Source organism: Devosia sp. FKR38, assembly GCF_005222805.1.
Lineage (GTDB): Bacteria > Pseudomonadota > Alphaproteobacteria > Rhizobiales > Devosiaceae > Devosia.
Window position 1 is genome coordinate 365,829 of record NZ_STGC01000005.1, and the last position, 22,301, is coordinate 388,129.

General features: G+C 63.7%; 27 protein-coding genes. 14 read left to right on the forward strand and 13 right to left on the reverse strand.

Translation table 11 applies throughout. The features are described 5' to 3' along the window. The first annotated feature begins 74 nt into the window (after window positions 1–74). From E8M79_RS06880 to E8M79_RS06890, 3 genes are all read left to right on the forward strand, one after another. Window positions 75–2,339: a putative PEP-binding protein gene (locus E8M79_RS06880; RefSeq protein WP_171015762.1), complete on the forward strand. Its 2,265-nt coding sequence runs from the start codon at window positions 75–77 to the stop codon at window positions 2,337–2,339. Between the two features lie 74 nt (window positions 2,340–2,413). Next, window positions 2,414–2,971, forward strand: coding sequence for a hypothetical protein (locus tag E8M79_RS06885; protein WP_137151197.1), 558 nt, complete (start codon window positions 2,414–2,416; stop codon window positions 2,969–2,971). Between the two features lie 176 nt (window positions 2,972–3,147). After that, window positions 3,148–4,209 carry a cell wall hydrolase gene (locus tag E8M79_RS06890; RefSeq protein ID WP_137151198.1) on the forward strand — a complete coding sequence of 354 codons (1,062 nt, stop codon included), beginning with the start codon at window positions 3,148–3,150 and terminating at the stop codon, window positions 4,207–4,209. Here the strand turns inward: E8M79_RS06890 and E8M79_RS06895 are convergent, their stop codons facing one another. The 3 genes from E8M79_RS06895 to E8M79_RS06905 form a co-directional block, all read right to left on the reverse strand. Beyond that, window positions 4,210–4,731: a hypothetical protein gene (locus tag E8M79_RS06895; protein ID WP_137151199.1), complete on the reverse strand. Its 522-nt coding sequence runs from the start codon at window positions 4,729–4,731 to the stop codon at window positions 4,210–4,212. It lies immediately after the preceding gene. A gap of 124 nt (window positions 4,732–4,855) precedes the next feature. Further along, window positions 4,856–5,425: an HD family hydrolase gene (locus E8M79_RS06900; protein ID WP_248304929.1), complete on the reverse strand. Its 570-nt coding sequence runs from the start codon at window positions 5,423–5,425 to the stop codon at window positions 4,856–4,858. Window positions 5,426–5,528: 103 nt separating this feature from the next. Continuing rightward, window positions 5,529–6,383: a folate-binding protein YgfZ gene (locus E8M79_RS06905; RefSeq protein ID WP_137151201.1), complete on the reverse strand. Its 855-nt coding sequence runs from the start codon at window positions 6,381–6,383 to the stop codon at window positions 5,529–5,531. A gap of 54 nt (window positions 6,384–6,437) precedes the next feature. On the opposite strand from E8M79_RS06905, the gene E8M79_RS06910 reads away from it, so the two are divergent. From E8M79_RS06910 to E8M79_RS06925, 4 genes are all read left to right on the forward strand, one after another. Continuing rightward, window positions 6,438–7,772: a dihydroorotase gene (locus tag E8M79_RS06910; protein WP_137151202.1), complete on the forward strand. Its 1,335-nt coding sequence runs from the start codon at window positions 6,438–6,440 to the stop codon at window positions 7,770–7,772. A 249-nt stretch (window positions 7,773–8,021) separates the two neighbouring features. Beyond that, window positions 8,022–8,957, forward strand: a complete 936-nt coding sequence (locus E8M79_RS06915; RefSeq protein ID WP_137151203.1) for a hypothetical protein — start codon at window positions 8,022–8,024, stop codon at window positions 8,955–8,957. After that, complete coding sequence (locus tag E8M79_RS06920) at window positions 8,954–10,390, forward strand: serine protease (RefSeq protein ID WP_171015763.1); 1,437 nt, start codon at window positions 8,954–8,956, stop codon at window positions 10,388–10,390. Before E8M79_RS06915 ends, E8M79_RS06920 begins: the two co-directional genes overlap by 4 nt. Before the next feature lie 343 nt (window positions 10,391–10,733). Next, a complete protein-coding gene (locus E8M79_RS06925) occupies window positions 10,734–11,525 on the forward strand; it encodes a CPBP family glutamic-type intramembrane protease (protein WP_137151205.1) in 792 nt (263 codons plus the stop codon). Window positions 11,526–11,679: 154 nt separating this feature from the next. Here the strand turns inward: E8M79_RS06925 and E8M79_RS06930 are convergent, their stop codons facing one another. The 3 genes from E8M79_RS06930 to E8M79_RS06940 all read right to left on the reverse strand — a co-directional run bounded on the left by E8M79_RS06930 (window position 11,680) and on the right by E8M79_RS06940 (window position 12,856). Then, a complete protein-coding gene (locus E8M79_RS06930) occupies window positions 11,680–11,958 on the reverse strand; it encodes a hypothetical protein (protein WP_137151206.1) in 279 nt (92 codons plus the stop codon). Between the two features lie 95 nt (window positions 11,959–12,053). Continuing rightward, window positions 12,054–12,422, reverse strand: coding sequence for a TIGR02301 family protein (locus E8M79_RS06935; protein ID WP_171015764.1), 369 nt, complete (start codon window positions 12,420–12,422; stop codon window positions 12,054–12,056). Window positions 12,423–12,454: 32 nt separating this feature from the next. Next, on the reverse strand, window positions 12,455–12,856 hold the full coding sequence (locus tag E8M79_RS06940; protein WP_171015765.1) for an NUDIX domain-containing protein: 402 nt from the start codon (window positions 12,854–12,856) through the stop codon (window positions 12,455–12,457). A 70-nt stretch (window positions 12,857–12,926) separates the two neighbouring features. Between E8M79_RS06940 and E8M79_RS06945 the strand changes: the two genes are divergently transcribed. Next, on the forward strand, window positions 12,927–13,661 hold the full coding sequence (locus tag E8M79_RS06945; RefSeq protein WP_137151209.1) for an SOS response-associated peptidase: 735 nt from the start codon (window positions 12,927–12,929) through the stop codon (window positions 13,659–13,661). Here E8M79_RS06945 and E8M79_RS06950 read toward each other — a convergent pair. Both E8M79_RS06950 and E8M79_RS06955 read right to left on the reverse strand, forming a co-directional pair. Next, window positions 13,658–14,218, reverse strand: coding sequence for a hemerythrin domain-containing protein (locus E8M79_RS06950; RefSeq protein WP_171015766.1), 561 nt, complete (start codon window positions 14,216–14,218; stop codon window positions 13,658–13,660). The genes E8M79_RS06945 and E8M79_RS06950 overlap by 4 nt on opposite strands. A gap of 125 nt (window positions 14,219–14,343) precedes the next feature. Continuing rightward, window positions 14,344–15,768 carry an FAD-binding oxidoreductase gene (locus E8M79_RS06955; protein WP_137151211.1) on the reverse strand — a complete coding sequence of 475 codons (1,425 nt, stop codon included), beginning with the start codon at window positions 15,766–15,768 and terminating at the stop codon, window positions 14,344–14,346. 295 nt (window positions 15,769–16,063) lie between these two features. Here E8M79_RS06955 and E8M79_RS06960 point away from each other — a divergent pair, with 295 nt between their 5' ends. The 6 genes from E8M79_RS06960 to aroC all read left to right on the forward strand — a co-directional run bounded on the left by E8M79_RS06960 (window position 16,064) and on the right by aroC (window position 19,258). Continuing rightward, window positions 16,064–16,675 carry a histidine phosphatase family protein gene (locus tag E8M79_RS06960; protein WP_137151212.1) on the forward strand — a complete coding sequence of 204 codons (612 nt, stop codon included), beginning with the start codon at window positions 16,064–16,066 and terminating at the stop codon, window positions 16,673–16,675. 65 nt (window positions 16,676–16,740) lie between these two features. Beyond that, the gene (locus tag E8M79_RS06965; RefSeq protein ID WP_248304930.1) at window positions 16,741–16,977 is read left to right on the forward strand and encodes an AbrB/MazE/SpoVT family DNA-binding domain-containing protein; all 237 of its coding nucleotides are present in this window, start codon (window positions 16,741–16,743) and stop codon (window positions 16,975–16,977) included. Then, on the forward strand, window positions 16,974–17,378 hold the full coding sequence (locus tag E8M79_RS06970) for a type II toxin-antitoxin system VapC family toxin (RefSeq protein WP_137151214.1): 405 nt from the start codon (window positions 16,974–16,976) through the stop codon (window positions 17,376–17,378). The genes E8M79_RS06965 and E8M79_RS06970 overlap by 4 nt, the downstream gene beginning before the upstream one ends. 163 nt (window positions 17,379–17,541) lie before the next feature. Continuing rightward, window positions 17,542–17,808 carry a type II toxin-antitoxin system Phd/YefM family antitoxin gene (locus tag E8M79_RS06975; protein ID WP_137151215.1) on the forward strand — a complete coding sequence of 89 codons (267 nt, stop codon included), beginning with the start codon at window positions 17,542–17,544 and terminating at the stop codon, window positions 17,806–17,808. Beyond that, the gene (locus E8M79_RS06980; protein WP_137151216.1) at window positions 17,789–18,094 is read left to right on the forward strand and encodes a type II toxin-antitoxin system RelE/ParE family toxin; all 306 of its coding nucleotides are present in this window, start codon (window positions 17,789–17,791) and stop codon (window positions 18,092–18,094) included. The genes E8M79_RS06975 and E8M79_RS06980 overlap by 20 nt, the downstream gene beginning before the upstream one ends. A 48-nt stretch (window positions 18,095–18,142) precedes the next feature. After that, the gene (gene aroC / locus E8M79_RS06985) at window positions 18,143–19,258 is read left to right on the forward strand and encodes a chorismate synthase (protein WP_137151217.1); all 1,116 of its coding nucleotides are present in this window, start codon (window positions 18,143–18,145) and stop codon (window positions 19,256–19,258) included. 35 nt (window positions 19,259–19,293) lie between these two features. On the opposite strand, the gene E8M79_RS06990 is transcribed toward aroC, so the two are convergent. From E8M79_RS06990 to E8M79_RS07010, 5 genes are all read right to left on the reverse strand, one after another. Then, window positions 19,294–19,596 (reverse strand): alkylphosphonate utilization protein, encoded by a 303-nt coding sequence (locus E8M79_RS06990; RefSeq protein ID WP_137151218.1) that lies wholly within the window; start codon window positions 19,594–19,596, stop codon window positions 19,294–19,296. An 88-nt stretch (window positions 19,597–19,684) separates the two neighbouring features. Beyond that, the gene (locus E8M79_RS06995; protein ID WP_137151219.1) at window positions 19,685–20,425 is read right to left on the reverse strand and encodes a TlyA family RNA methyltransferase; all 741 of its coding nucleotides are present in this window, start codon (window positions 20,423–20,425) and stop codon (window positions 19,685–19,687) included. Beyond that, window positions 20,422–21,024, reverse strand: a complete 603-nt coding sequence (locus tag E8M79_RS07000) for an SCO family protein (RefSeq protein ID WP_137151220.1) — start codon at window positions 21,022–21,024, stop codon at window positions 20,422–20,424. Before E8M79_RS07000 ends, E8M79_RS06995 begins: the two co-directional genes overlap by 4 nt. Window positions 21,025–21,032: 8 nt before the next feature. After that, window positions 21,033–21,275, reverse strand: coding sequence for an exodeoxyribonuclease VII small subunit (locus E8M79_RS07005; protein ID WP_137151221.1), 243 nt, complete (start codon window positions 21,273–21,275; stop codon window positions 21,033–21,035). 10 nt (window positions 21,276–21,285) lie between these two features. Continuing rightward, window positions 21,286–22,233: a histone deacetylase family protein gene (locus E8M79_RS07010; RefSeq protein ID WP_137151222.1), complete on the reverse strand. Its 948-nt coding sequence runs from the start codon at window positions 22,231–22,233 to the stop codon at window positions 21,286–21,288. Between the last annotated feature and the right edge of the window lie 68 nt (window positions 22,234–22,301).

Below are 22,301 nucleotides of genomic sequence, written 5' to 3' on the forward strand. Positions count from 1 at the left end.
CGCACAGGCATTATGCGGTTCACGACAAGGCTCTAACCGCAAGACAAGGACCCAGTGTGAGTGTGGCGCAGGAAATGTTCGCAATTGCCCCGGCCATCGGGAAGGCGAACCTGTCCGCCAGCCAGCTCAAGCTGCTCAGCGGCAAGGCGCGCTGGATTTTCCGCGTCGGCGACGCCGGATTCCCCACTGTTCCCACCATTGTGCTGACCCGCGCCGCCTGGGATGAGCTGCAGGCCGAACGCAGCCGCAAGGAATTGCGCCTGCGCACCCATTGGGTGGCCTGCCTGTTCAAGCTCGTGGGCAAGGATGGCGTGCCGCCACCGCTGGTGGTGCGCACCTCGGCGGCCCTGCACAATGGCGGGCTGATGCCGGCCAAGCTGGGCATTTCGGCGCCGGCCAATCCCGAAGATTCGGTCGATCCCAACCGCCCGCTCGCCAAGGCCATCAAGAATGCCTTTGACAGCTATGGCTTCGGCCAGGGCTGGACCGGCCGACCCGACGAGGATCGCGGCAAGCAGATTGTTCTCGTGCAGGCCCAGGCCGAAGGCGAGATCGAGCAATTCCTCACCCGCAATGGCACCACCGGTGTCATGGGGCCGGCCGCCATGGGCAGCAGCCCGTTGCCGGCGCTGCCGGAGTCCATTGCCGCGCTGGTGACCCTGGTCGATGGCAAGGCGGGCCAACACATGGCCTGCTCGGTGGCGGTGCGACGCGGGCAGGTGCAGTTCCTCTCCGCACGCCCGTTTCAGGCCTCGCCGGCTGCCGAGCTTGAGGCCGCCGTTGACCGTGTTAATCGCAAGGTGTGGTCGGCGCATAATGCCGTCACCCGCGTCGATCCGGCGCGGCTGGCGCAATTGCTGCATCCGCGCCTCAAATCCAGCGATGGCAATGTGCCGATCGCCACGGGCCTGGGCGTCTCGCCCGGCGCGGCCAGCGGCGTTATCGTCTTTAACCCCGAAGATGCAGCCCGCCTGCGCGCCCGGGGCAAGAACTGCATTCTGGTGGTCAACGAGACCGGCCCCGCCGACATGGAGGGCATGAAGGCCGCCACCGGCATTCTGACCGCGCGCGGCGGCATGTCGAGCCACGCCGGCGTCATCGCCCGCATCACCGGCAAGCCCTGCGTCGCCGGCGTGCGCACGCTTTCGGTCGACAGCGCCGAAATGATCTGCCGCATCGGCACCCGCGAGTTCCGCAGCGGCGACCGCCTGACCATCGATGGCACGGACGGGCGCGTCTATGCTGGCACGCTGGCGCTGGCCCAGCCCCATATCGGCGGCGCCATCGGCACGCTGCTGGGCTGGTCGGACGCCACCCGCAAGATCGCCGTGCGCACCAATGCCGAGACAGTGGAATCGGCCAATACCGCGCTCAGCTTCGGCGCCGAGGGCATTGGCCTGGCGCGCAGCGAGCACATGTTCTTTTCGCCCGAGCGCATGGTGGCCCTGCGCCGCATGATCCTCTCCGAAGACGAGGACGATCGCAGCCGCGCCGTCGATGGCCTGGTCGATTTCCAGACCGGGGACTATTCGGCGCTGTTCTCGGCCATGAAGGGCCTGCCGGTAACGGTGCGCCTGTTCGATCCGCCGCTGCACGAGTTCCTGCCGCGCACCGAGGAAGACATCGAGGAAACTGCGGCCTCGCTGGGGCTGGCCGTACGGGCACTGCGCCAGCGGCTCGACCGCATTGCCGAGGTCAACCCCATGCTGGGGCATCGCGGCGTGCGCCTCGCCATCACCTATCCCGAAATCCTGTCCATGCAGATGCAGGCCATCATGGCCGGTGTGCGCGCAGCCAGCGAACGGCAGGCCGAGCCCGTGGCTGTCGAGGTCATGGTGCCCTTTGTGTCCACAGCCAGCGAAGTGGCCTTCGTGCGCGAACGCATGAACACCATTGCCGCCAATTCGGGCCTCTTGCGCTCCGAAAAGGTCAAAATGGCCTTCGGCACCATGATCGAGCTGCCCCGCGCGTGCCTGAGGGCCGGCGACATCGCCAATATGGTCGATTTCTTCTCCTTCGGGACGAACGATCTGACCCAGACCACCTTCGGCATTTCGCGCGACGATGCGCCCACGTTCCTGGCCGCCTATCAGCGCAAGGGCATTTATGAGCGCGATCCCTTCGTCACCATCGACGAAAAGGGCGTGGGCGAATTGATCTCGATTGCCATCCAGCGCGGCCGGGCGGCCAATCCGCGCCTCAAGATCGGCATTTGCGGCGAACATGCCGGCGATCCCACCTCGCTCAAGTTCTTTTCGGGTCTGGGCGTCGACTATGTCAGCTGTTCGCCCTATCGCGTGCCGGTGGCCCGGCTGACCCTGGCGCAGGCCTCCGCTTAACTATTGGCCGCACAATCCCTATATGTTGATCAGCGCTCGGCAGAGGCCGACGCAAGGGAGAGGACAATACTGACGTGAAGCTTCTGCCGGTTCTGGCTTTGCTGCCGCTGTTCATCGCGCCCGCCCCATTTGCCCATGCCCAGTCGCCCGTTTCGCAATGCACGGCCATCGCCGGTGATGCCGAGCGCCTGGCCTGCTACGACGGCCTGTTCCGCACCCCGGCACTGGCCAGTGAGGGGATCTCGGCCGTGCTGCAGTCCGAACAGCTCATTCCCGCCCGCCCCAGCGGCCGGGCGCCGGCCACCATGACAGTGACCTGTGTGGCAGACACACTGAGCGTCGCCTTTGCCTTTGCCAACAACACCATGTCGGCCCTGGGCCACGATGCCGGCATCACCTTGCAGAACGATCTGCAGGCCGCGCGCAGCCGCACGCTCCCGGTCAATGCGGACAACACCGCCGTTCTGATCAACAACAGTGCCGACGCTGCAACGTTTCTCGATGGTCTGGCCGGAGTGACCAATCTGACCGCCCGCGTGACGCCGGCCAATTCGCGCTCGCTGTCCGTGCGCTTCCGCGTCGATGGCTTCCTGCCCGAAATCGGGCGCATCAGGGCGGCCTGCGACCGCTGATCCTCACAATGGCGTGAATCCCAGTCCTGCCAAGCTGCCGCCACGCTTGTTCCATGGCCTGGCCGCAAACGCCGTTTACCCGCTGCTAACCCTAATAAGACATCATTCCGAACGTCGGCATTTTAGCGTCACTTTCGCCGATCAGTAGTTGTGTTGCGTTGTGTTGAGTAGCGTTGATGGTGTTTTCCCCCCAGCCGGTGGCGCGCATGCGCCCGGCCAGAGCGGCTCGCGGCGGCCATCCCATTGCCCGGGTGTGCGGCGTGATGGTGCTGTGCGCGCTCAGCTATGCGGGGCTCACCGGCACCGCTTTTGGTCCGGCTTCGGACCTGGCAGACGTCCTGCCGCCGGGCACCAAGATCGCTACGGCAAGCCTCTCTTTTTCCGGCGTTGACCCTGTGATCACCGGCTCGGTCGGCGATCTGTTCCAGACCGCCATGTTCACCGGCCCCAACCGGGCCGAAAAGACCGACCGCCACCGCAAGCCCGTTGATGCGCTGGCCATTTCCCGCAGTTTTGAGGAAGTGCGCGTGCGCCTGGCCTCGCTGCGCCAAGGGCCCGGGGAGACCACGGGCCTCGACCAGACCCGCATAGCGGACGTGGTGCTGCCGGCCACTGGCGACGTCGAGATCGGCCCGCGCATGTCGGTGGCGGCCATCGATCCCTCAGCCCTCAGCGCCGGATCAGCCGCCGCGCTCGACGCCATCGCCGGCATTGCGCCGGAAAGCGCCATGCCCATCCCCGTCACCGCCTCGGCGCAACTGGCCTATGCCCGCGAAACCGCGCCGGTGACCGGCGGTTTTGCCACCGGCGTGCCCATCGAAACCTCGGAAAAAGAACTCTGGTGCCTGGCTACCGCGATCTATTTCGAGGCGCGCGGCGAAAGCTATCGCGGCCAGGTGGCCGTGGCCCAGGTGGTGCAGAACCGCGTTAAGGATCGTCGCTACCCCAGCACTATCTGCGGCGTGGTGTTCCAGAACCAGAACAAGCGCAACGCCTGCCAGTTCTCCTTCGCCTGCGACGGCATTCCCGAATATGTCAACGACAGCACGGCCTGGGCCCAGGCGCAGGACATTGCCAAACGCTTCACCGACGGCCAGCTCTATCTGACCGAAGTGGGCGACGCGACCCACTATCACGCCACCTATGTCCGCCCCGACTGGGCGCCGCGCATGACCAAGGTCGCCCAGATCGGGCTGCACGTCTTCTACAAGTTCAAGCGCGGCTGGCTGTTTGGCTGATCAGCAGACGCGATAGCCGGGGCCGGAGACGCAGGTCACGCCATTGTAGGTCGACACGCGCGTATTGCCCGAGCGGTAGGACATGTAGGAATGGCCCTGCCGGCTGGAGAAGCTCGACCAGGTCTTGCCATTCCAGCTATAGAATACATTGCTGAACCAGGACGGGGATAACTCTTCCACCGCGATGCCCGGATACTGCACATGGGACGAGAACATCGCGTCGCTTGAATAGGTGCCGGTGGCCGTGGTGGCGATAGTCACGTAGCTGACCCGGCCGCCCTCAATTTTCTTGACGGTCTGGGTACTTAGCGGCTCCTGCGACACGCCGGGCTCTGCCGTCACCGCATAGGTGCGGCCCTCGAACTTGACCAGCTTGGACGTGTCAAAGCCGGGCGCGATGACCTGCTGTTCTTCGTCGGCAAATACCTCAAGCACGGCACCGGGGCCGGTGGTGGCCAGGGCGGTGGCGCTAATGGCGCCCAGGAACATTCCAAGCAAAATGCGGCGGTCTGGCAGGCCCATGAAATCCGTCCCGAAATGAAGCGGTGTCGCTGGTTGGCATTAAGATTTCAGAAACCATATGCCAGCGCGCAGCGCAAAGTTCATCACTCGGTAAGGTTAATTTGGACAGGCCAAAGGACTGTCGCTAAACGGAGATTTCCGTGAATGCGGCCACGAAACGGTCATGCGCCTCGCGCGTCGGCCAGGGGCGGATCAGCCGGTCGAAAGCATCGACGTCAAAGGCCGGCAGGCTGGGCGCACCGAAGAATTTTCGCGCCTCGCTGTCCTCAAAACCGGCCAGATGGATGGCCTCGAAGAAGGCTGCCTCGCGGTCGGCCTTCTTGACCTGCTTGGCCAGCGCCGCCGGCATGGTCGCCGGTAGGGAGAATCGCAGGTAAATCGCTGACAGCAGACGATTTTCTACGTCCTTGTAATTGCCGCCCATCGCCGCCTTGAAGGGGGAGATGATGTCGCCCATCACATATTCGGGTGCGTCATGCAGCAGGGCCTGCAATTGCGCCACCGGCGTCGCGTCGGCATTGGCGGCGCGGAACAGTTCGAGCACCAGCACCGAATGCTGCGCGACGGAAAAGGGATAATCGCCAAAGGTTTGGCCATTCCAGCGCGCGACGCGGGCGAGGCCATGGGCGATATCGGGCAGCTCCACATCGAGCGGGGAAGGGTCCAGAATATCAAGCCTGCGGCCCGACAACATGCGTTGCCATGCCCTGTCGTTCTGGCGTGCCATTTTGCCCCAAAGTGCTGTCGTTGTGATCACGCGAACCGTAGCGCGTCGTCACGCGATTCGACAGGCGCGCTCAATCCTCGGCGCTGGCCTCGCCAAAAGCATAGCTGGCCCAGGCGGGCAGGGCGATCGCGACAGGCTGACCGTCGACCGTGACGGCGGAGGGATCGGTGATGCGGTCGAGCCGCACAATTGCCACCGCCATGCCATCGACGACCTGGCCGATGGTTCCGGCCTCGCGCGCGCCAGCCAGCACGGGAGTGCCGGCTGAAGCGGTGACGCCGCTCAGGATCACCGGACGGCGCCGTGCGGTGCCGCGGTGCTTCATCCGGCTCACCACCTCCTGGCCGACATAGCAGCCCTTGGCGAAGTCGATGCCGTCGAGAATATCGAGGCCAATGTCATGGGCGAAGGCGTCATTGGCCGGGAAGTCATTGCCCTGATGGGCGATGCCGGCCCCGATGCGCGCCGCGTGATAGACATCGTCGGACTGCACCCAGTCCGCCGTGGCCTCGACCGGGGCGATGACACTGAAGCCGATCGCCTGCGGTCCGAGGCGGTCACTGTGATGGATCAGGCCAGGCGCTGCGTCCTGCGAAAAGCCGACGCGATGGGTCTCGCGCAGATCGTCGATCACCACCTGGGCGCGCAGGCGATACATCTTCATGCGCTTGAAAAAATCGTCGGCGACCGACTGGTGCACATCGACATAGATGCCGTCCGGCGCATGACCGGCGAGGCCCTCGGCGAGGATCTTGCCCTGCGGCGACAGCAGCGCCCAGGCAGCAGCCGCTTCGCCCAAGCCATCGCCGGCCGACGGAATATGACCCGTCACCACATCATTGAGCAGCTTGTGCGCATCCGGGCCCGAAAAGCGGAACAGGGCACGGTCGGCACGCAGATGGATGGTCATGGTCGCTTGCCTCATGGTCGCTGCCTCCGCTAAACCGGCAGGGAACCAGGCATTGCGGGGACCACAGACATGGCGCAGTACGACAGCATTTTCAAGAACGCCACGCTGGTCAACCACGATGGCCAGGGCCTGGCCGATGTGGCGGTGCGCAATGGCCGCATTGCCGCCATCGGCAACCTCGGCAATGCCGCAGCGGCCGAAATCGTGGACTGCGCGGGCCTCCATATCCTGCCTGGCGTCATCGACACCCAGGTGCATTTCCGCGAGCCCGGCCTGACGCATAAGGAAGACCTGCAATCGGGTTCGCTCTCGGCCGTCATGGGCGGGGTGACCGGCGTGTTCGAAATGCCCAATACCAATCCGCTGACCACCAGCCGGGAGACCTTTGAGGCCAAGATCGCCGCCGGCACCAACCGCATGCATTGCGACTTTGCCTTCTATATCGGCGGCACGCATGAGAACGTCGGCGAGCTGGCGGTGCTGGAGAAGCTGCCCGGCTGCGCCGGCATCAAGGTGTTCATGGGCTCGTCCACCGGCTCGCTGCTGGTGGCGGACGATGATGGCGTCGAAGCCATTCTGCGCGCCATTTCGCGCCGCGCCGCCTTCCACTCCGAAGACGAATATATGCTCGAAGAGCGTAAAGGACTGCGCGTGCCGGGCGATCCGTCCAGCCACCCGGTGTGGCGCTCGCCCGAGGTGGCGCTCAATTCCACCAAGCGCCTGGTGGGCCTCGCCCGCAAGACGGGCAAGCGCATTCATGTGCTGCATATCTCGACCGCCGAGGAAATGCTCTATCTGGCCGACCACAAGGACGTGGCGTCAGTCGAGGTGACGCCGCACCACCTGACCCTGGACGAAACCGCCTATACGCGCCTGGGCACCTATGCCCAGATGAACCCGCCGGTGCGCGACAAGGCGCATCGCGAGGGCATCTGGGCGGGCGTCGCCAATGGCGTCGCCGATATCCTGGGCTCCGACCATGCCCCGCACACGCGCGAAGAAAAGGACCACGCCTATCCCGCCAGCCATTCGGGCATGACGGGCGTGCAGACCCTGGTGCCCACCATGCTCGACCATGTCAACGCCGGGCGCATGAGCCTTGAGCGCTTTGTCGACATGACCAGCCACGGCCCCAATCGCCTGTTTGGCATCGCCGGCAAGGGCCGCATCGCCGTGGGCTATGACGCGGACCTCACCATCGTCGACCTCAAGCGCCGCGAAACCATAAGCAACGCAGACGTCAAAAGCCGCGCCGGTTGGACGCCCTATGATGGTGTGACCGTCACCGGCTGGCCCGTCGGCACCATTGTGCGCGGCAAGACGGTGATGTGGCAGGGCGAACTGGTGACGCCATCGACGGGGCAGCCGATGCGGTTTCTGGAGGCGCTGCCGCAGGAGGGATAGGGAGCGGCGGTTTAGGGGTGGATAAGGGACCGTCCGCTTAAAGATTGAAATATCGACAAAACTGCCGATGCAACGTTCTAATTGCTGCCATAGGTTGCGCTCGGATGCAGGGTCGCAGGCCATGGAACGTTCTAAAATCTCGCATCCCACCGACGATGGCGCTCGCCAGCACAGCTAACATCGTCGAATAGGCTTCGTGCATTTACTTCGCGCCAGAATATAGTTCGACCATACCGGCTATTTACAGCAATGCTGGTTGCAGTAATTATCCGTTTATTACGGATGGGGTGGCCAAAAATGGTTTCACGGCGTCAGGCGTTGGCATTGGGCGGATGCGCCGCATGTTTGCCTTGGGTTGCTAGGCCATCGGCCTCGGAAGCCGATTTGGATGATGCATTCTTTTACTGCGACACGCCTCAAATAACCGTATTGGGCGTCGGGGAAGAGAATTTCTCTGCTGCCGGCCAGATCGACGATACCGGATTCGGAATGTCATCCGCCCTTTTGGGTAGTGACGACTATGGGACTGCCACAAGGGCTTTGCGATGGACCGCCAGCAACACCGGACTTTCCCGCAACAACCGCCCCCTGGTTCTCATCGGGTTTGTAGATGGAAGCGCAAGCGAACATGACTCGGTCAAGACCATCGCTCAAGCTTGGAAGGTCCCTTCCATCGGTCTCGATTTTGACTATTCAAACGACCTGAAAGAGACCCACATCCAGATTTCATTCACCGGCGGTGTAAACAAATCGAAGACGGGAATTGAGGCACTGCAGTTCAGAGGACAGGCCACGATGTGGCTACCTGACGTACGAAAGAGGCCCGGAACGACCGCGTCGCGGCGGGCAATACTGCACGAATTCGGCCACGGCCTAATGGCATTTGGCCACGAGCATCGACACCCTGATGCTGGCTATCGATTCAGGCCGGCAGCAGAAATCGCACAGATCATAAACTCTTCTCTTCCGATTGGCGCTAGCCCGTGGACCTCTTCAATGGTTGAGACCAATATAACAAACGCACCTTATGCGGCCTCAAGAGCTTGCACTGACTACGACGTCAAATCCATTATGCACTATCCAGTTGCTACAAATTGGTTGATAACGGGAACGCCGGTACCCGATCCATCGACTACCATTTCTCCGCTTGATGTGAAGTGCGCGATCGAGACGTACTCAAATTGAACGGCCTGATACGGCTTATTTTTGCGGGCTTGATTGTATTTTTGCCTGTCGGGCAGGTCTTTGCGCAGACCAGCACTTCCTTTGAGAGCCAGCTGCTGGCCAGCCATCGTCTAAAGACCGTTTTTGTACAAGCACGCGAAGCAGAAACCGGCCCCGTTATTGCCAGAGGAACAGGGATTCTCCTCCCAGATGGCTACGTACTAACGTCGTTGCACTTGGTCGCTGACATGACCGAGCTGGCCTATGGCAGTGACATTTCTCAAAAAATTGTCACGGGGATTGTAGGCGCGAATGAAGGTGTCGCCTTTCGGCTAAACTACATTCGAAAGGACGCCGAACGTGATCTGGTTCTTTTCAGATTCTCGCCCTCGGTATCCGAAAACTTCGATCACGCCTGCTTGGCGTCGGAAGAACCAAACATCGGGGATGCTATTGGGACCCTAGGTTTTCCTCTTGGCCTGTCCTTGATGCCAGTCACAGGAACGATGAATGGGGAGGAACCAACCTACATAGTCAGCAACATTGGCGTCACGTTCGGCAACAGCGGCTCCGGCGTCTACAACTTGGCAGGAGAGCTGGTTGGTATTGTGAAGGGTGGGTACAAGTTCGACGGAAAACCTACGCCGCTCGCTATGATAGTCCCAATTGGACTGGCTATGAACCTACTCAACGTCTACCCGGCGGGGGAGGTTTTCTGTGGGGGCTCTTCTCCTGTCATACCGGATGAAGTAGAGGAGCCGGCCGCGTTCGAAGGAACCGTCATCACTGTAGAGGATGCGACGGATGGGCTACAAGCCCTGAGCATCCTCGAAAGCGCCGGCTTCGATGTGGCGAGAAGCACACAGGTAGGTCACGGTCCTCTAAACTCCGTAACGTGCGGCGCAGGTGTTCCCTTGTCCACTGCCAAAGAAGTTTTGTCCGCGCTCATAAGTAGGGGCATAAGAATCAACATGGTGATGCAAGCGGGGGAAGGCAATGGCTTATTTATTCACCATGACGTAGAGGCAGAAAGCGCGCCAATCATGACGTTAGAGCGGATTTCTAATCTTACGGATTGCGGAAAATACTCAGATTATCCGTGGGTAATAGACATTGGCAATGCTTGCAACGAATATGGTGCGATAGATGTTTACGTCCGGTATTTCGATTATCAGACTAGCGAGTGGAAACTTAGTACAGCCACAGACGTGAAGCCTCAGGAACACGTCGTGATGCGAGAGGCTGGAGCAAGTATACGCAACAGATTAGCGGCAACGATGGTGCCAAACATATTTATCTATGCTCGAACGTCCAACCCGGGCCCCAGTGGTAGCTATATGGCCTGGACTGGCGACGCCGTATTCGGCGTAAACGGCAAAGCCATAGGATTTCGAGAGTACGATGCACATCGTCTTTCGTTAACGTGCAAAAATGCAAAGTCGGTTTCGCCGTAACCCAACAAAATTAGGGTTACGTCTGTTTTCGGGCTCAGGTTAGACCCCTCGTATGGCCGCAATGGGGTCGGAAGCGGCCATGGGCAGTTGGTCTGCAAAGCTTTAGGCCCCCTCATCTCTGCAGTTATGCCGCCGCAACGCAGGTGGGATTTCGGGGCATAGGGCAGGGCACGTTGCTAACGCCCTCCACCGGCCAGCCCATCCAGTTCCTTGAAGCCCTCCCGCCTGCCTGAACTAAGGCAAATGCGCCACCGCGGCTTGATAGGCGTCAAGGTGGCGGCGGGATTTGTCCGGCAGCATCGCGCGCGTGAGGGGAGCGGTCCCCGGTGCGCAGGATCTGTCGATGCCGTCGGTTCTGGTCTTTGTATTGCTTGCCTATGCCCTGTCGTGGCTGGCCTGGTTGCCGATCCTGCTCACGGGTGGATCGGTGATGACGGGCGTCGGCTGGCCCACGCATCTCTCCGGCCTGATGGGCCCGGCCATTGCCGCCATCTGGATCGCTTGGCGCACGGGCGGCGCCACCTGGGCTGACCTTCGGCGTCGGGTGACGCGGCTGCCGCGCGGGCAAATGGCGTGGCTGGCGACGCTGTCGCCGCTGCTGATCATCGCGGCAGCGCTGATTGCCGAATTCGCCATCACCGGCCGCCTGCCGCCGCTGTCGGCGCTGGGGCGCTATTCCGGCCTGCCGGAACTGGGCGTGGTGCCGGTGTTGCTGATCGTGCTGGTGGTCAATGGGCTGGGCGAGGAAATCGGCTGGCGCGGCTTCCTGCTGCCACAGCTGCAACTGCGCTTCGGGCCGCGCGTCGGCACGCTGCTGGTCTGGCCCATCTGGCTGGCCTGGCACATCCCGCTGTTTGCCTGTGTCGCCGATTTCCAGGCGATGGATCTGACCACCGCCGCCTTCGGCTGGAGCCTGGGCCTCCTGGCCGGCACGCTGGTGCTGGCCCATGTGGCCCATCTCGCCGGCGGCAGTGTGATCGCCGTGGCGCTCTGGCACACGCTGTTCAACCTGGCGTCGGGGGGCGGCCTGTCGGCCAGCGCCGCAGCGACAGCCACGATCTGCGTGATGCTCTGGGCCGTGCTGGTCGGGGCGGTGGCGCTGAGCGACCGCGGCGCCGTTCTGCGGGTGGTGTGAGGCCCGGGTCGTTTCAAGTTCAGATCGATGCGGCTCCGTCGCCCCCTCCCCACCCAGGTCGCGCTTTGCGCGCCCGAGAGCAGGCCCTTGAGGGGAGGGAGGCAGTGGAGCCGCGAATCCAGTGCAGCGTAGGACTGTCTGGTCGGGTCGGCGTCTACTGCAGGATTTTGTCGAGGTTGTATTCGCCCGAGCGGATGCGGTCGGGGAGCATGGCGACCAGGTCGGCCGCGGCTTCGTCGCCGTGCATCTTGCAGAACGTGGCCAGGGCCGCGAACAGGGAGGCGTGGGCGAGCGAGGCGCTGTGCACCCCATCTTCCTCGGCGTCGTTCCAGGCATCGGCCAGGTATTCGAGGGCAATCTGCCGCTCGCCCTGTTCCCGATCGAACACACCAAGCCCGGACGCGGGCGCGAATATGGATTTATTGATCGACATAGCCTTCAACTAGCACGGGATTTTCCGCGCCGCGCGCCAGAAGTAACCCGAAGGTTAACAAGACGTGGGCTTTTGTATCGAGGTGGCCAAGCGGCCTATTCGGCAAAGCGGGTGTGGATATCGCGCGCGGTGCGCTCGGCCTCGGCCAGGAGGCGCTGCAGGGCAGCCTGGGCGGTGGGCGTGCAGCTGCGGTGGAAGCGGGCATAGGCGGTATAGCCATCGTTGAAGGCCCCGCTCAGCCGCTGGCGGCGGTCCTCGTCGGGCTGGTCCAGCGCGATCAGATCGGCCGCTTCGGCGCGCCAGTCGGTGGAGCCGGCCTTGCACAGCGGCGCGAGGAAATAGAGGCTCCCCATGATCTGGGACAGCCGCTCCATCTGCTGCTGATAGAGCGGATCAATGGCCAGCGCCGGCCCGGCGCCCAGCGCCAGCACAATGGCTGCAAACAGAATGCGAAGCGATTTCACGGCGCGGGTCCACATGGTGATGCGCACCTCTATCAGCTTTGCGCCAGCACTGCGAAGGCCCTCGCCAGCACGTCATCGAGCCGGCTGGTGGTGCGGAAGGCGATCAGCGCCGTGGGATCGACCCATTTGTGGTCGGCCACCTCGTCGGAGGCGCGGATGACGCCGGAGAAATCTGTGGTGACAAAGACGGCCAGGCGGAACTCGAGGTCGCGCCCCAGCGCCTGCACCATCACCGGGCGCGGATTGCGGATGGTGACGGAAAGTTCCTCAAAGATCTCGCGCGCGGCGCATTGCTCGATGCTCTCGCCGGGCTCCATGCGGCCGCCGGGCAGGGTCCACAGATGCTGATAGGGGGCATAGGCGCGCTTGATCAGCAGCACCTTGCCGCCACGCACAAGGGCGACGCTGGCGGCATTGGGCGGGGCATCGGTCACGACGGGCAGTCCAATTGCGATTCGGAGGCCTACACACTACCTGTAGTTGGCCAATTGGGAGACACCGAACATGTGCGGACGCTATGCGTCGACGCTGCCGCCCGAGATGATGGAAGCGCTGTTCCACCTGCTCAACCATATCGAGCTGGTGCCGCGCTACAATATCGCGCCGACCCAGCCGGTCGCCGCCATCTGGGAAGCGGCGGGCCGCCGCGAGGCGCATTTTGCCCGCTGGGGCCTGGTGCCGCGCTGGGTCAAGGATCCGCGCGAATTTCCGCTGGTGATCAATGCCCGCGTCGAGACCATGGCCGACAAGCCGACGTTTCGCGATGCGCTCAAGCATGGCCGCTGCATCATTCCGGCGAGCGGCTATTACGAGTGGCACACCAATCCGGATAAATCCAAGCAGCCCTATTACATCACCCTGGCCGATGACCGGCCCATGGCGCTGGCCGGGCTCTATGCCACCTGGGAGGGGCCGGAGGGCGAACTGGTCGACAGCGTCGCTACCATCACCGTGCCGGCCAATGGCCAGCTCTCGCCCATCCACGACCGCATGCCGGCCATTCTCGATGGCCAAGCCATCGACGATTGGCTCAATGTGCGCGATGTGCGGGCCGCCGATGCCGCGCAGCTGGCGCTGCCGCTGGCCGATGGCGCGCTGAAGTTCCATCCGGTCTCGACCCGGGTCAATTCCGCCCGCGACGACGATCCCGGGCTGATCGAGCCGGTGACGCTGGACAAGCCCGCGCCGCCCAAGCCCAAGAAGGTGGCCGGCGGCGGCGGGCAGCTCGATCTGTTCTAGACGCCGATCTCGAAATAGCCCAGCGCGTCGCCGATGGCCTCTTCCTCATAGCCCAGATGGGACAGCAGCACGCGTTCGAGCGCGTGATAGACGGTTTTGGTGTCTTCAAAGCGCGATTGGGTCGGCTCGGCGGCCAGATCATTGAGCGCATCGATGAGCCGAACCAAGAGTTCGTGCACCACCTCATGCTCGGCCACCAGGCGTTCGGCAATGGCCTTATAGACCGGGCTCTGCGCGGCCAGCGCCGGGAAGATCGCCTCGTCCTCGATGGAATGATGCGTATGCACCACCTGGCAATAGCGGCCGCACAGATTACCAAAGCGGCGGTAGTTGGCGACCATGGCGAGATCGCCGGTTTCGGCGGCCACATCGGCGGGGCTCGCCTCGCCAGCGGCGGCGCGCTGGATCAGCGTGGCCAGCGTCTCCATATTGTGGCGCAGATGATCATGGATCATGCGCAAATGCTGGCCGGGCGCGCGCTGGGCCGCGGTCAGGCCCTCGAGGCGCGGAGCGGCGGGACGGGTGGCGTCGTCGAGAAAAGCAATATTGAGCAACATGGCCCACAGATGGCGCGCCGTGCCGTTCCCGACAAGACGGCACCAATTTGTTACCGTGGTTGCCATTCGAGCGTAGCGCTCATGGCCATCTCGCTTCAATCCGCTCCACCGGAAGCGGATTTCCCCTACGGGTCGGTTCGAAGCATCTTGCCCGGATTGAGAATGCCGCGCGGATCGAGCGCGGTCTTGATGGCGCGCATCATCTCGATGGCCACCGGATCCTTGACCTGCACCAGCAGCTCGCGCTTGAGCTGGCCAATGCCATGCTCGGCCGAGACCGAGCCGCTGAGATCAAGCACGATCTCATAGATGGCTTCGTGCAGTTTCTCGTCGTTTTCGGCCATGAAGGCCTTGGGCTCGGCGCCGACAGGCTGGCTGAAATTGAAGTGAATATTGCCATCGCCCATATGCCCGAAGGGCACGGCGCGAATGCCGGGCACCAGGCGCTCGGCCGCCGCCGTGCCGCGCGCGATCAGCGCTGGGACCGCCGCGATGGGCACCGAGACGTCATGCTTGACCGAAGCGCCTTCCTTGGACTGCACCTCGCTCATCTGCTCGCGGAAGGCCCACATGCGCGTGCGATCGGCCAGCGACTCGGCAAAGACGGCATTGTCGAGCAGGCCCTGGGCAAAGCCGGCCTCGATGGCGGACTGCAGCACCCCCGGCGTGCCGCCGGCCATGCGCGAGACTTCGATCAATCCGTACCACGGGGAGGGGCCAGCGGTGGGGTCGCGATCCAGCATGCCATGGCGCAGCTGCATGTCGAGCCCGATGTGCGGCACGATCTCGAAGGCATTGAGCCGCGCGCCGATGCGGGCGCGCAGCAGCTCAAACAGCGGCAGGGCCGCATCCGGCCCGCTGATATTGACCAGGCAGGTCTCATAGTCTTCCGGCTTGGGGAAGAGCTTGAGCGTCGCCGCCGTGATGATGCCAAGCGTACCCTCGGCGCCGACCAGGAGGTCGCGCAGATCATAGCCGGTATTGTCTTTTTTCAGGGAATTGAGGCCCTGATAGAGCCGCCCGTCGGCCAGCACGGCCTCGACGCCCATGGTCAGCTCGCGCGCATTGCCATAGGCCAGCACATTGACGCCGCCGGCATTGGACGAGAGCAGGCCGCCGATGCGGGCCGAGCCCTGTGAGGCCAGCCAGAGTGGAAAGATCGTATTCTCGGCCTCTGCGGCCTTGTGGGCGTTTTCAAGGATCACCCCGGCTTCCGCCGTCATGGCGCCCGCCGCCGTATCGATGGCGCGGATGCGATCGAGCCGGGCGAGGCTGACGATCACCTCATCGCCGCGCAGCGGCACCTGCGCGCCGACCAGGCCCGTATTGCCGCCCTGGGGGATGATGCCGACACGGTGCTCATGCGCCCAGGCGAGAATGGCCTGCACCTGGGCCACCGAGCCGGGCAGGGCCACGGCGGCGGCGCCGGTGTGGAAGCGCTTGCGCGGCTCCTTGAGATAATTGCCCATCTGCTCGGGCGCGCCCATCACGGCGGCCTCGCCGATCAGGCTGGAGAGCTGGGCAACGATGGCGGAAGCGGCAAGCGTCATGGACAGGGTCCGGCTGGGGCAGGGATGTGGATCGGTAAAAGCGCGCCGCACAATGGCCTTTGCCGCCGCGCCGTTCAAGCGCCGCCGCGTCCGTCACCCGCGGCATGGCAGCCCTCCGCCCCGGCCTCTGGCACACTTGGGCAAGTCCGATAGGTTAATGCGCGCTTTACGGTGAACGGTCGCGCGTCTTGCCGCGGCCGGTCGCCGCTATAGTGTGCCCCGGGGCAGAGGACTGCCCTGCCGACTGATTCTCTAGCCTTTGGGACGCGTCGTGACGACGGCGTGGCGTGATACGATGACAGCGCTGGTCTGGCCGGAAATCTACTTTATCCGGCATGGGGAAACGCCCTGGAACGCCGAGCGCCGCTATCAGGGCCGCAAGGACATTCCGCTCAACGACAAGGGCCGTGGCCAGGCCAACCAGAACGGCAAGACGCTGGCCGCGCTGTTTGCGGCGCGCGGGCTCGATCCGCTGGCCTTTGAATGGCATGCCTCCCCGCTCGGACGCACCCGCGAGACCATGGACCGCGTCCGCGCCGGCTTCGCCTTGCACCTGCCCGAGGTGCAGTATGACGTGCGCCTGATGGAAATCAGCTTCGGCGTGCTCGAGGGCAGCCTGCACGAGGAGCTGCCGGCCAATATGGCCGTGGCCCCCGGCGCGCGCGACGAGGCCTATTACGACTATCGCCCCGAAAATGGCGAGAACTACCGCGACGTCGAGGCCCGGCTCGCCGAATTCTCTCGCGTGCTCAAGGGGCCTTCGGTGGTGGTGGCCCATGGCGGTATCGCGCGCACGCTGCGCGTGCTGATCGAGAAGGCGCCCATCATCGAGGTGATCAACTGGGCGCCGCCGCAGGACGCCATCATGCACTTTACCCCGGGCCGCATGGAGCTGCTGCGGGGGTAGGGGCGATGTTGTTCAGGGTGACGTTCGGGCTTATGTTGTGACGACATGAGCCGGTGGAGGCGCCTGTGAACGAGATCAAGAAGTCCGAACTGTTCATATCCGATAACGGGCAGGCCGTGCGGGTCCCGGCAGGGTTCGAACTGCCGGGCACGGAGGTCATCGTAACCAAGGATGGCGACCGGCTCATCATTGAGCCCAAGCGGCAGTCGTTGCGAGAGTTCCTGGACACCCTGGAACCCCTGGACATCGAGTGGCCCGATGTTGACGAGGGGCTGCTGCCACCTGACGACATCAATCTATGAGCTATCGTGCAATGTTGGACACAAACATCGTGTCCAACGCTTTGCGGTTTCCCAATGGCAACGCTGCGGCGCGAATGACTGAGCCCGACCAGAAGCCGATTTGCGTTTCGGTCGTGGTTGCCGAAGAGCTCTATTTTGGCGCGCGCAAGGTGCGGTCTGAGAAGCTCTTCGGTCAGATTGCAGGTATTCTTCGGACCATCGATGTGTTGCCGATCGATGAGCCGGTCGCTCATGCCTTCGCCGAAATCCGCGCCCATCTTGAACACAGTGGAACACCCATCGGGCCATATGACATGCTGATCGCAGCGCATGCGCTGGCCCTCGATCTCCCGCTGGTCACGGCCAATATCGGTGAATTCGCCCGTGTGCCGGATCTGCGCCTGGAAAACTGGCTCGATTGACCTGACGGGTCGGCGGCGGGCCCGGCTACAACCACCGACAAACAGGTCCAAGTGGGCAAGAGCATGGCCGTTGCAGCGCAGTGGCGTTGCCGGTCATTCATGTTCAAGGTACTTGATTTGGTGCTGAATTCAGGTCATTTATTGGCATCAAGGAAGGTGCCAAATGAACGAACACATTCAGCGCATCGATAGCCAGCGCCTGGTCTCGATCACCGACCTGAAGAAAAATCCCTCCGCGGTGATCGCTGCGGCCCAAGATGGGCCGGTGGCCGTGCTCAACCACAATCGGGTGACGGCCTACATCATCAAGCCTGAGGTCTATCAGGACATGCTGGATCGCCTCGAAGACCTCGAGGATATCGCGACCGTGCTGGAGCGCCAGCACGACGCCACCATCGCCGTCAGCATCGATGACCTCGCCAAGCTATAGTCTTGCCTTCAACGAGAAGGCGGCCAAGGAATGGCGCAAGCTCGATAATAGCCTCAAGCAGCAGTTTGCGGCCCGTTTGGCCGAACGGCTCATCCATCCACGCATTGCTTCGGCGGCCCTGCATGGCATGCCGGACTGCTACAAGATCAAGCTGCGCGATGCCGGCTATCGGCTGGTGTATCAGGTCGTCGATCAGACCATCACCGTCGTGGTGATCGCCATTGGCCGGCGCGACGGCGGCGATGCCTACCGCGCGGCCGAACGCCGGTTGCAGGACCGCGATTGACCTGACCGCGCCCGGCTCCTAGAACGTCGCCAACCACGGGGCCGCGCCATGTCGTTCAATACATTCGGGACTTTGTTTCGCTTCACCACCTGGGGCGAGAGCCATGGGCCGGCGCTGGGCGTGGTGGTGGATGGCTGCCCGCCCGGACTGACGCTGACGCCCGAGATCATCCAGCGCGATCTTGACCGCCGCAAGCCGGGCCAGTCCAAATATACGACGCAGCGCCGCGAGGACGATGCGGTCAAGATCCTCTCGGGCGTCTTCGAGGACGAGCGCACCGACGGGCCGCGCACCACGGGCACGCCGATCTCGCTGCTGATCGAGAACACCGACCAGCGCTCCAAGGACTATTCGGAGATCCGCGACAAATACCGTCCGGGCCATGCCGACTATACCTATGATCAGAAATACGGCATCCGCGACTATCGCGGCGGCGGGCGCACCTCGGCGCGCGAAACCGCCGCCCGCGTTGCTGCCGGCGCCGTGGCCCGCCAGGTGCTGGCCGGCATCACCATTCGCGCCAGCCTCGTGCAGGTCGGTCCGCACAAGATCGACTACGGCAACTTTGACTGGGACCAGGTGGGTGAGAACCCCTTCTTCTGCGCCGACGCCACGGCGGCCGCGCTCTGGGCCGATTATCTCGATGGCATCCGCAAGGATGGCAATTCGGTTGGGGCGGTGATCGAGGTGGTGGCCGAAGGCGTGCCGGCCGGCTGGGGCGCGCCGATCTATGGCAAGCTGAGCGCTGACCTCGCCTCGGCCATGATGAGCATCAATGCGGTCAAGGCGGTGGAAATCGGCGCCGGCTTTGAATCGGCCAGCCTGACCGGCGTCGAGAATGCCGACCAGATGCGGGCGGGGGCGGACAAGCCCTATTTCCTCTCCAACCATGCCGGTGGCATTCTGGGCGGCATTTCCAATGGCGACCCCATTGTCTGCCGCTTCGCCGTCAAGCCGACGTCGTCAATCCTGACGCCGCGCCAGACCGTGACCACCGCCAATGCCGACACCGACATCATCACCAAGGGCCGCCACGACCCCTGCGTCGGCATTCGTGCCGTGCCGGTGGGCGAGGCCATGATGGCGCTGGTGCTGGCCGATCACTTCCTGCGCCACCGCGGCCAGACCGGTCGCGACGGCGCTGTGGGCTTCGAGCGGAACTAGGGACGTACCCCGTCCGTGCTGGACGGGGTGGCAGACTAGCGCTTGCGGACGAATTCGGTGCGCAGCACCAGGCCCTTGATGGCGTCGTGGCGGCAGTCGATCTCTTCGGGATTGTCGGTCAGGCGGATCGACTTGATCACGGTGCCCTGCTTGATGGTCTGCCCGGCGCCCTTGACCTTGAGATCCTTGATCAGCACCACCTGATCGCCATCGGCCAGCGGCGTGCCGGCAGAATCGACCACCACAATGGCCGCGTCGGCAGCAGCGACGACCTCGGAGGCCGGACGCCATTCGCCACTGGCTTCGTCATAAACATAGTCGTCATTGCCGTCAGTCATCATCAATCCGGGGTTGGTCGCGCCAGGATAGGAGCGCGTTGCGCCCGTGCTAGCGCTTCGGGGCGCAGAACACAAATGCCTTTGCCGCTCAGGCGGCGCGGGCAAACACCAGAACGGTTTCCACATTGCCGTCGCCGCCGGCAATCGGCGATGTCACCGAGAGGCGATGGGCAAAGCCCTGTTCGACCATAAAGGCGATAACCTCGTCCAGCGCCACGGCAATGGCCTCCGGACTGCTGACAATGCCGCCCTTGCCCACATTGCTGCGGCCAACCTCGAACTGCGGCTTGAAGAGGATCACCGCCTGGGCGTTCGTCGTACACAGCGCCAGCGGCGCCGCCAGCACCTTGGTGACCGAGACAAAGCTGACGTCGGAAACCAGGAGGTCAATCGGCTCAGCGATCAACTCAGGCGTGAGATCGCGCGCATTGACCCCTTCCATGCTGACCACGCGGTCGCTGCCCTTGAGGCGCTGGTGTAACTGGTCGTGGCCCACATCGACCGCATAGATGCGGCGGGCGCCGCGCTCCATCAGCACCTGGGTAAAGCCCCCGGTGGAGGCGCCGACGTCGATGCAGGTCAGCCCCGTGGGGTCGATGCCGCCGGCATCGAGCCCGGCCACCAGCTTGAGTGCGGCGCGCGAGACGTAATTGGCGGCCGGATCGCTGAGCGCCAGCACATCATCCTTGCCCACCATCTGGTTCTGCTTGTGCGCGACGGTGCCATTGATGGTCACCGTGCCGCGCAGGATGGCGTCGCGCGCCCGGGCGCGGCTGGGGGCCAGGCCGCGCTGTTCCAGCGCCAGATCGAGCCTGATGCGCTCGCTCACCCCTGCACCAGGCGCTTGACCTTGGCCATGGCAGTTTCCTTGGGCTCCTCATAGGCAATGGTGCCCTGGAAGGTGCCGTCGGCCTTGACGAGGAAAGTCAGGGCCGTGTGGTTGACCGTGTAATAGGGATCGCCGGGTTCGCCGAACTTTTCGGAGAACACGCCGAACGCCGCCTTGGCATTTTCGGTCTGTTCGAGGCTGCTGCCGACCAGGCCAATGACGCTGGGGTCAAAGCCCTCGACATAGCTCTTGAGCATGTCGAGCGTATCGCGCTCGGGGTCGACCGAGACAAAGATGATGCGCAACTGGTCCGGGGTCAGCCCGAGTTCGGCGCGGATCGCCGTGGTCTCGGCCAACGTCGTCGGGCAGACGTCGGGGCAATAGGTATAGCCAAAAAAGATCAGGCTCGGCACGCCGCGCAGATCGTCCTGCGTGAAGGCGCCACCCCTGGTGGAATTGAGCGCGAACTCCTGGCCGGTGATGCCCAGCGGCCGAGCGGGTGGGCGGAACAGGTACAGCGCAGTAGCGCCCAGGGCCACCACGGCGACCAGGGTCCAGAGCACAATGCGGAAGGCGCGCAGCGATTTGGGCGTGGCCATGGCTTGGCCTAAGCGTCCAGCGGCTCGGTGCCGGTGGCCTTGCCATCGCGCGACAGGGTGATCTTTTCGATACGGGCCTCTGCCGCCTTGAGCAGGGCCTCGCAATGGGCCTTGAGGGCCTCGCCGCGCTCATAGATGGCGATCGATTCCGCCAGGGGCGCGCGGCCCGATTCCAGCTTGCCGACGATTTCCTCAAGCTGGGCCAATGCGGCCTCAAAGCTCAGTGTCTTGACGTCATCCATCTCGGCCATGGCAGATTTCCTATTCGTCGAGGCGCCCGATGGCGCCGTCCATCAGCATGGCCACATGGTGCGAAACACCCCCGGCCAGGCCCTTGAGGTCATAGCCACCTTCGAGCAGCGAGACAATGCGGTTGCCGCAGCAACGGTCCGCCACATCCATCAACTTCCCCGTGAGCCAGCCATAGTCCGACGATTGCCAGCGCAATTGCGCCAGGGGATCGCGCTCATGCGCGTCAAAGCCGGCCGAGATCAGGATCAGGTCGGGCGAGAAATCCACCAGCGCCGGCAACACGCGCGTCAGATAGGCCTCGCGCATGGCCTCGCCGTCGCTATTGGGGTCGAGCGGGGTGTTGCTGATATTGCCCACGCCCGTCTCGCTGGCCTTGCCCGTGCCGGGATAGAGCGGCATCTGGTGGGTCGAGGCATAAAAGACGCTCGGGTCGGCCTGGAAAATATCCTGCGTGCCATTGCCGTGATGGACGTCGAAATCGACGATGGCGATGCGCTCGGCGCCATATTTGCGCTGCGCCTCGCGCGCCACGATGGCCACGGTATTGATCAGGCAAAAGCCCATGGGCGTGGCCGCTTCGGCATGATGGCCCGGTGGGCGAATGGCGCAAAAGGCATTGTCGGCCGCGCCCAGCAGCACCGCGTCGAGCGCGTCGAGCGCGCCGCCCAGTCCGGTGGCGGCGGCAGCCATGGAATTGGCCGAGATGAAGGTGTCAGCGTCGAGCTGGCCGATGCCCTCGGCGGGGCGAGCATCGCGCAACTGCCCGAGATAGCCGGGACCATGCACCAGTTCGGCCAGCGTCAGATCGCCCGAGATGGCATCGCGGCGCAGCAGTCCGTCAAAACGCGACCGGCTCAGCGCCTCCAGCACGGCCGCAATGCGGTCGGCGCGCTCGGGGTGGCCGTGCGGCGTGGCATGGTCGGCATAGTTCTGCTGGCTGATGAGCAGTGTTGTCACGCGGGCATGATCTCCATTGGCTCGGCCCCTTCGTCTTGACGCGCCGGGGGGAGGTTGTCAAACAACGC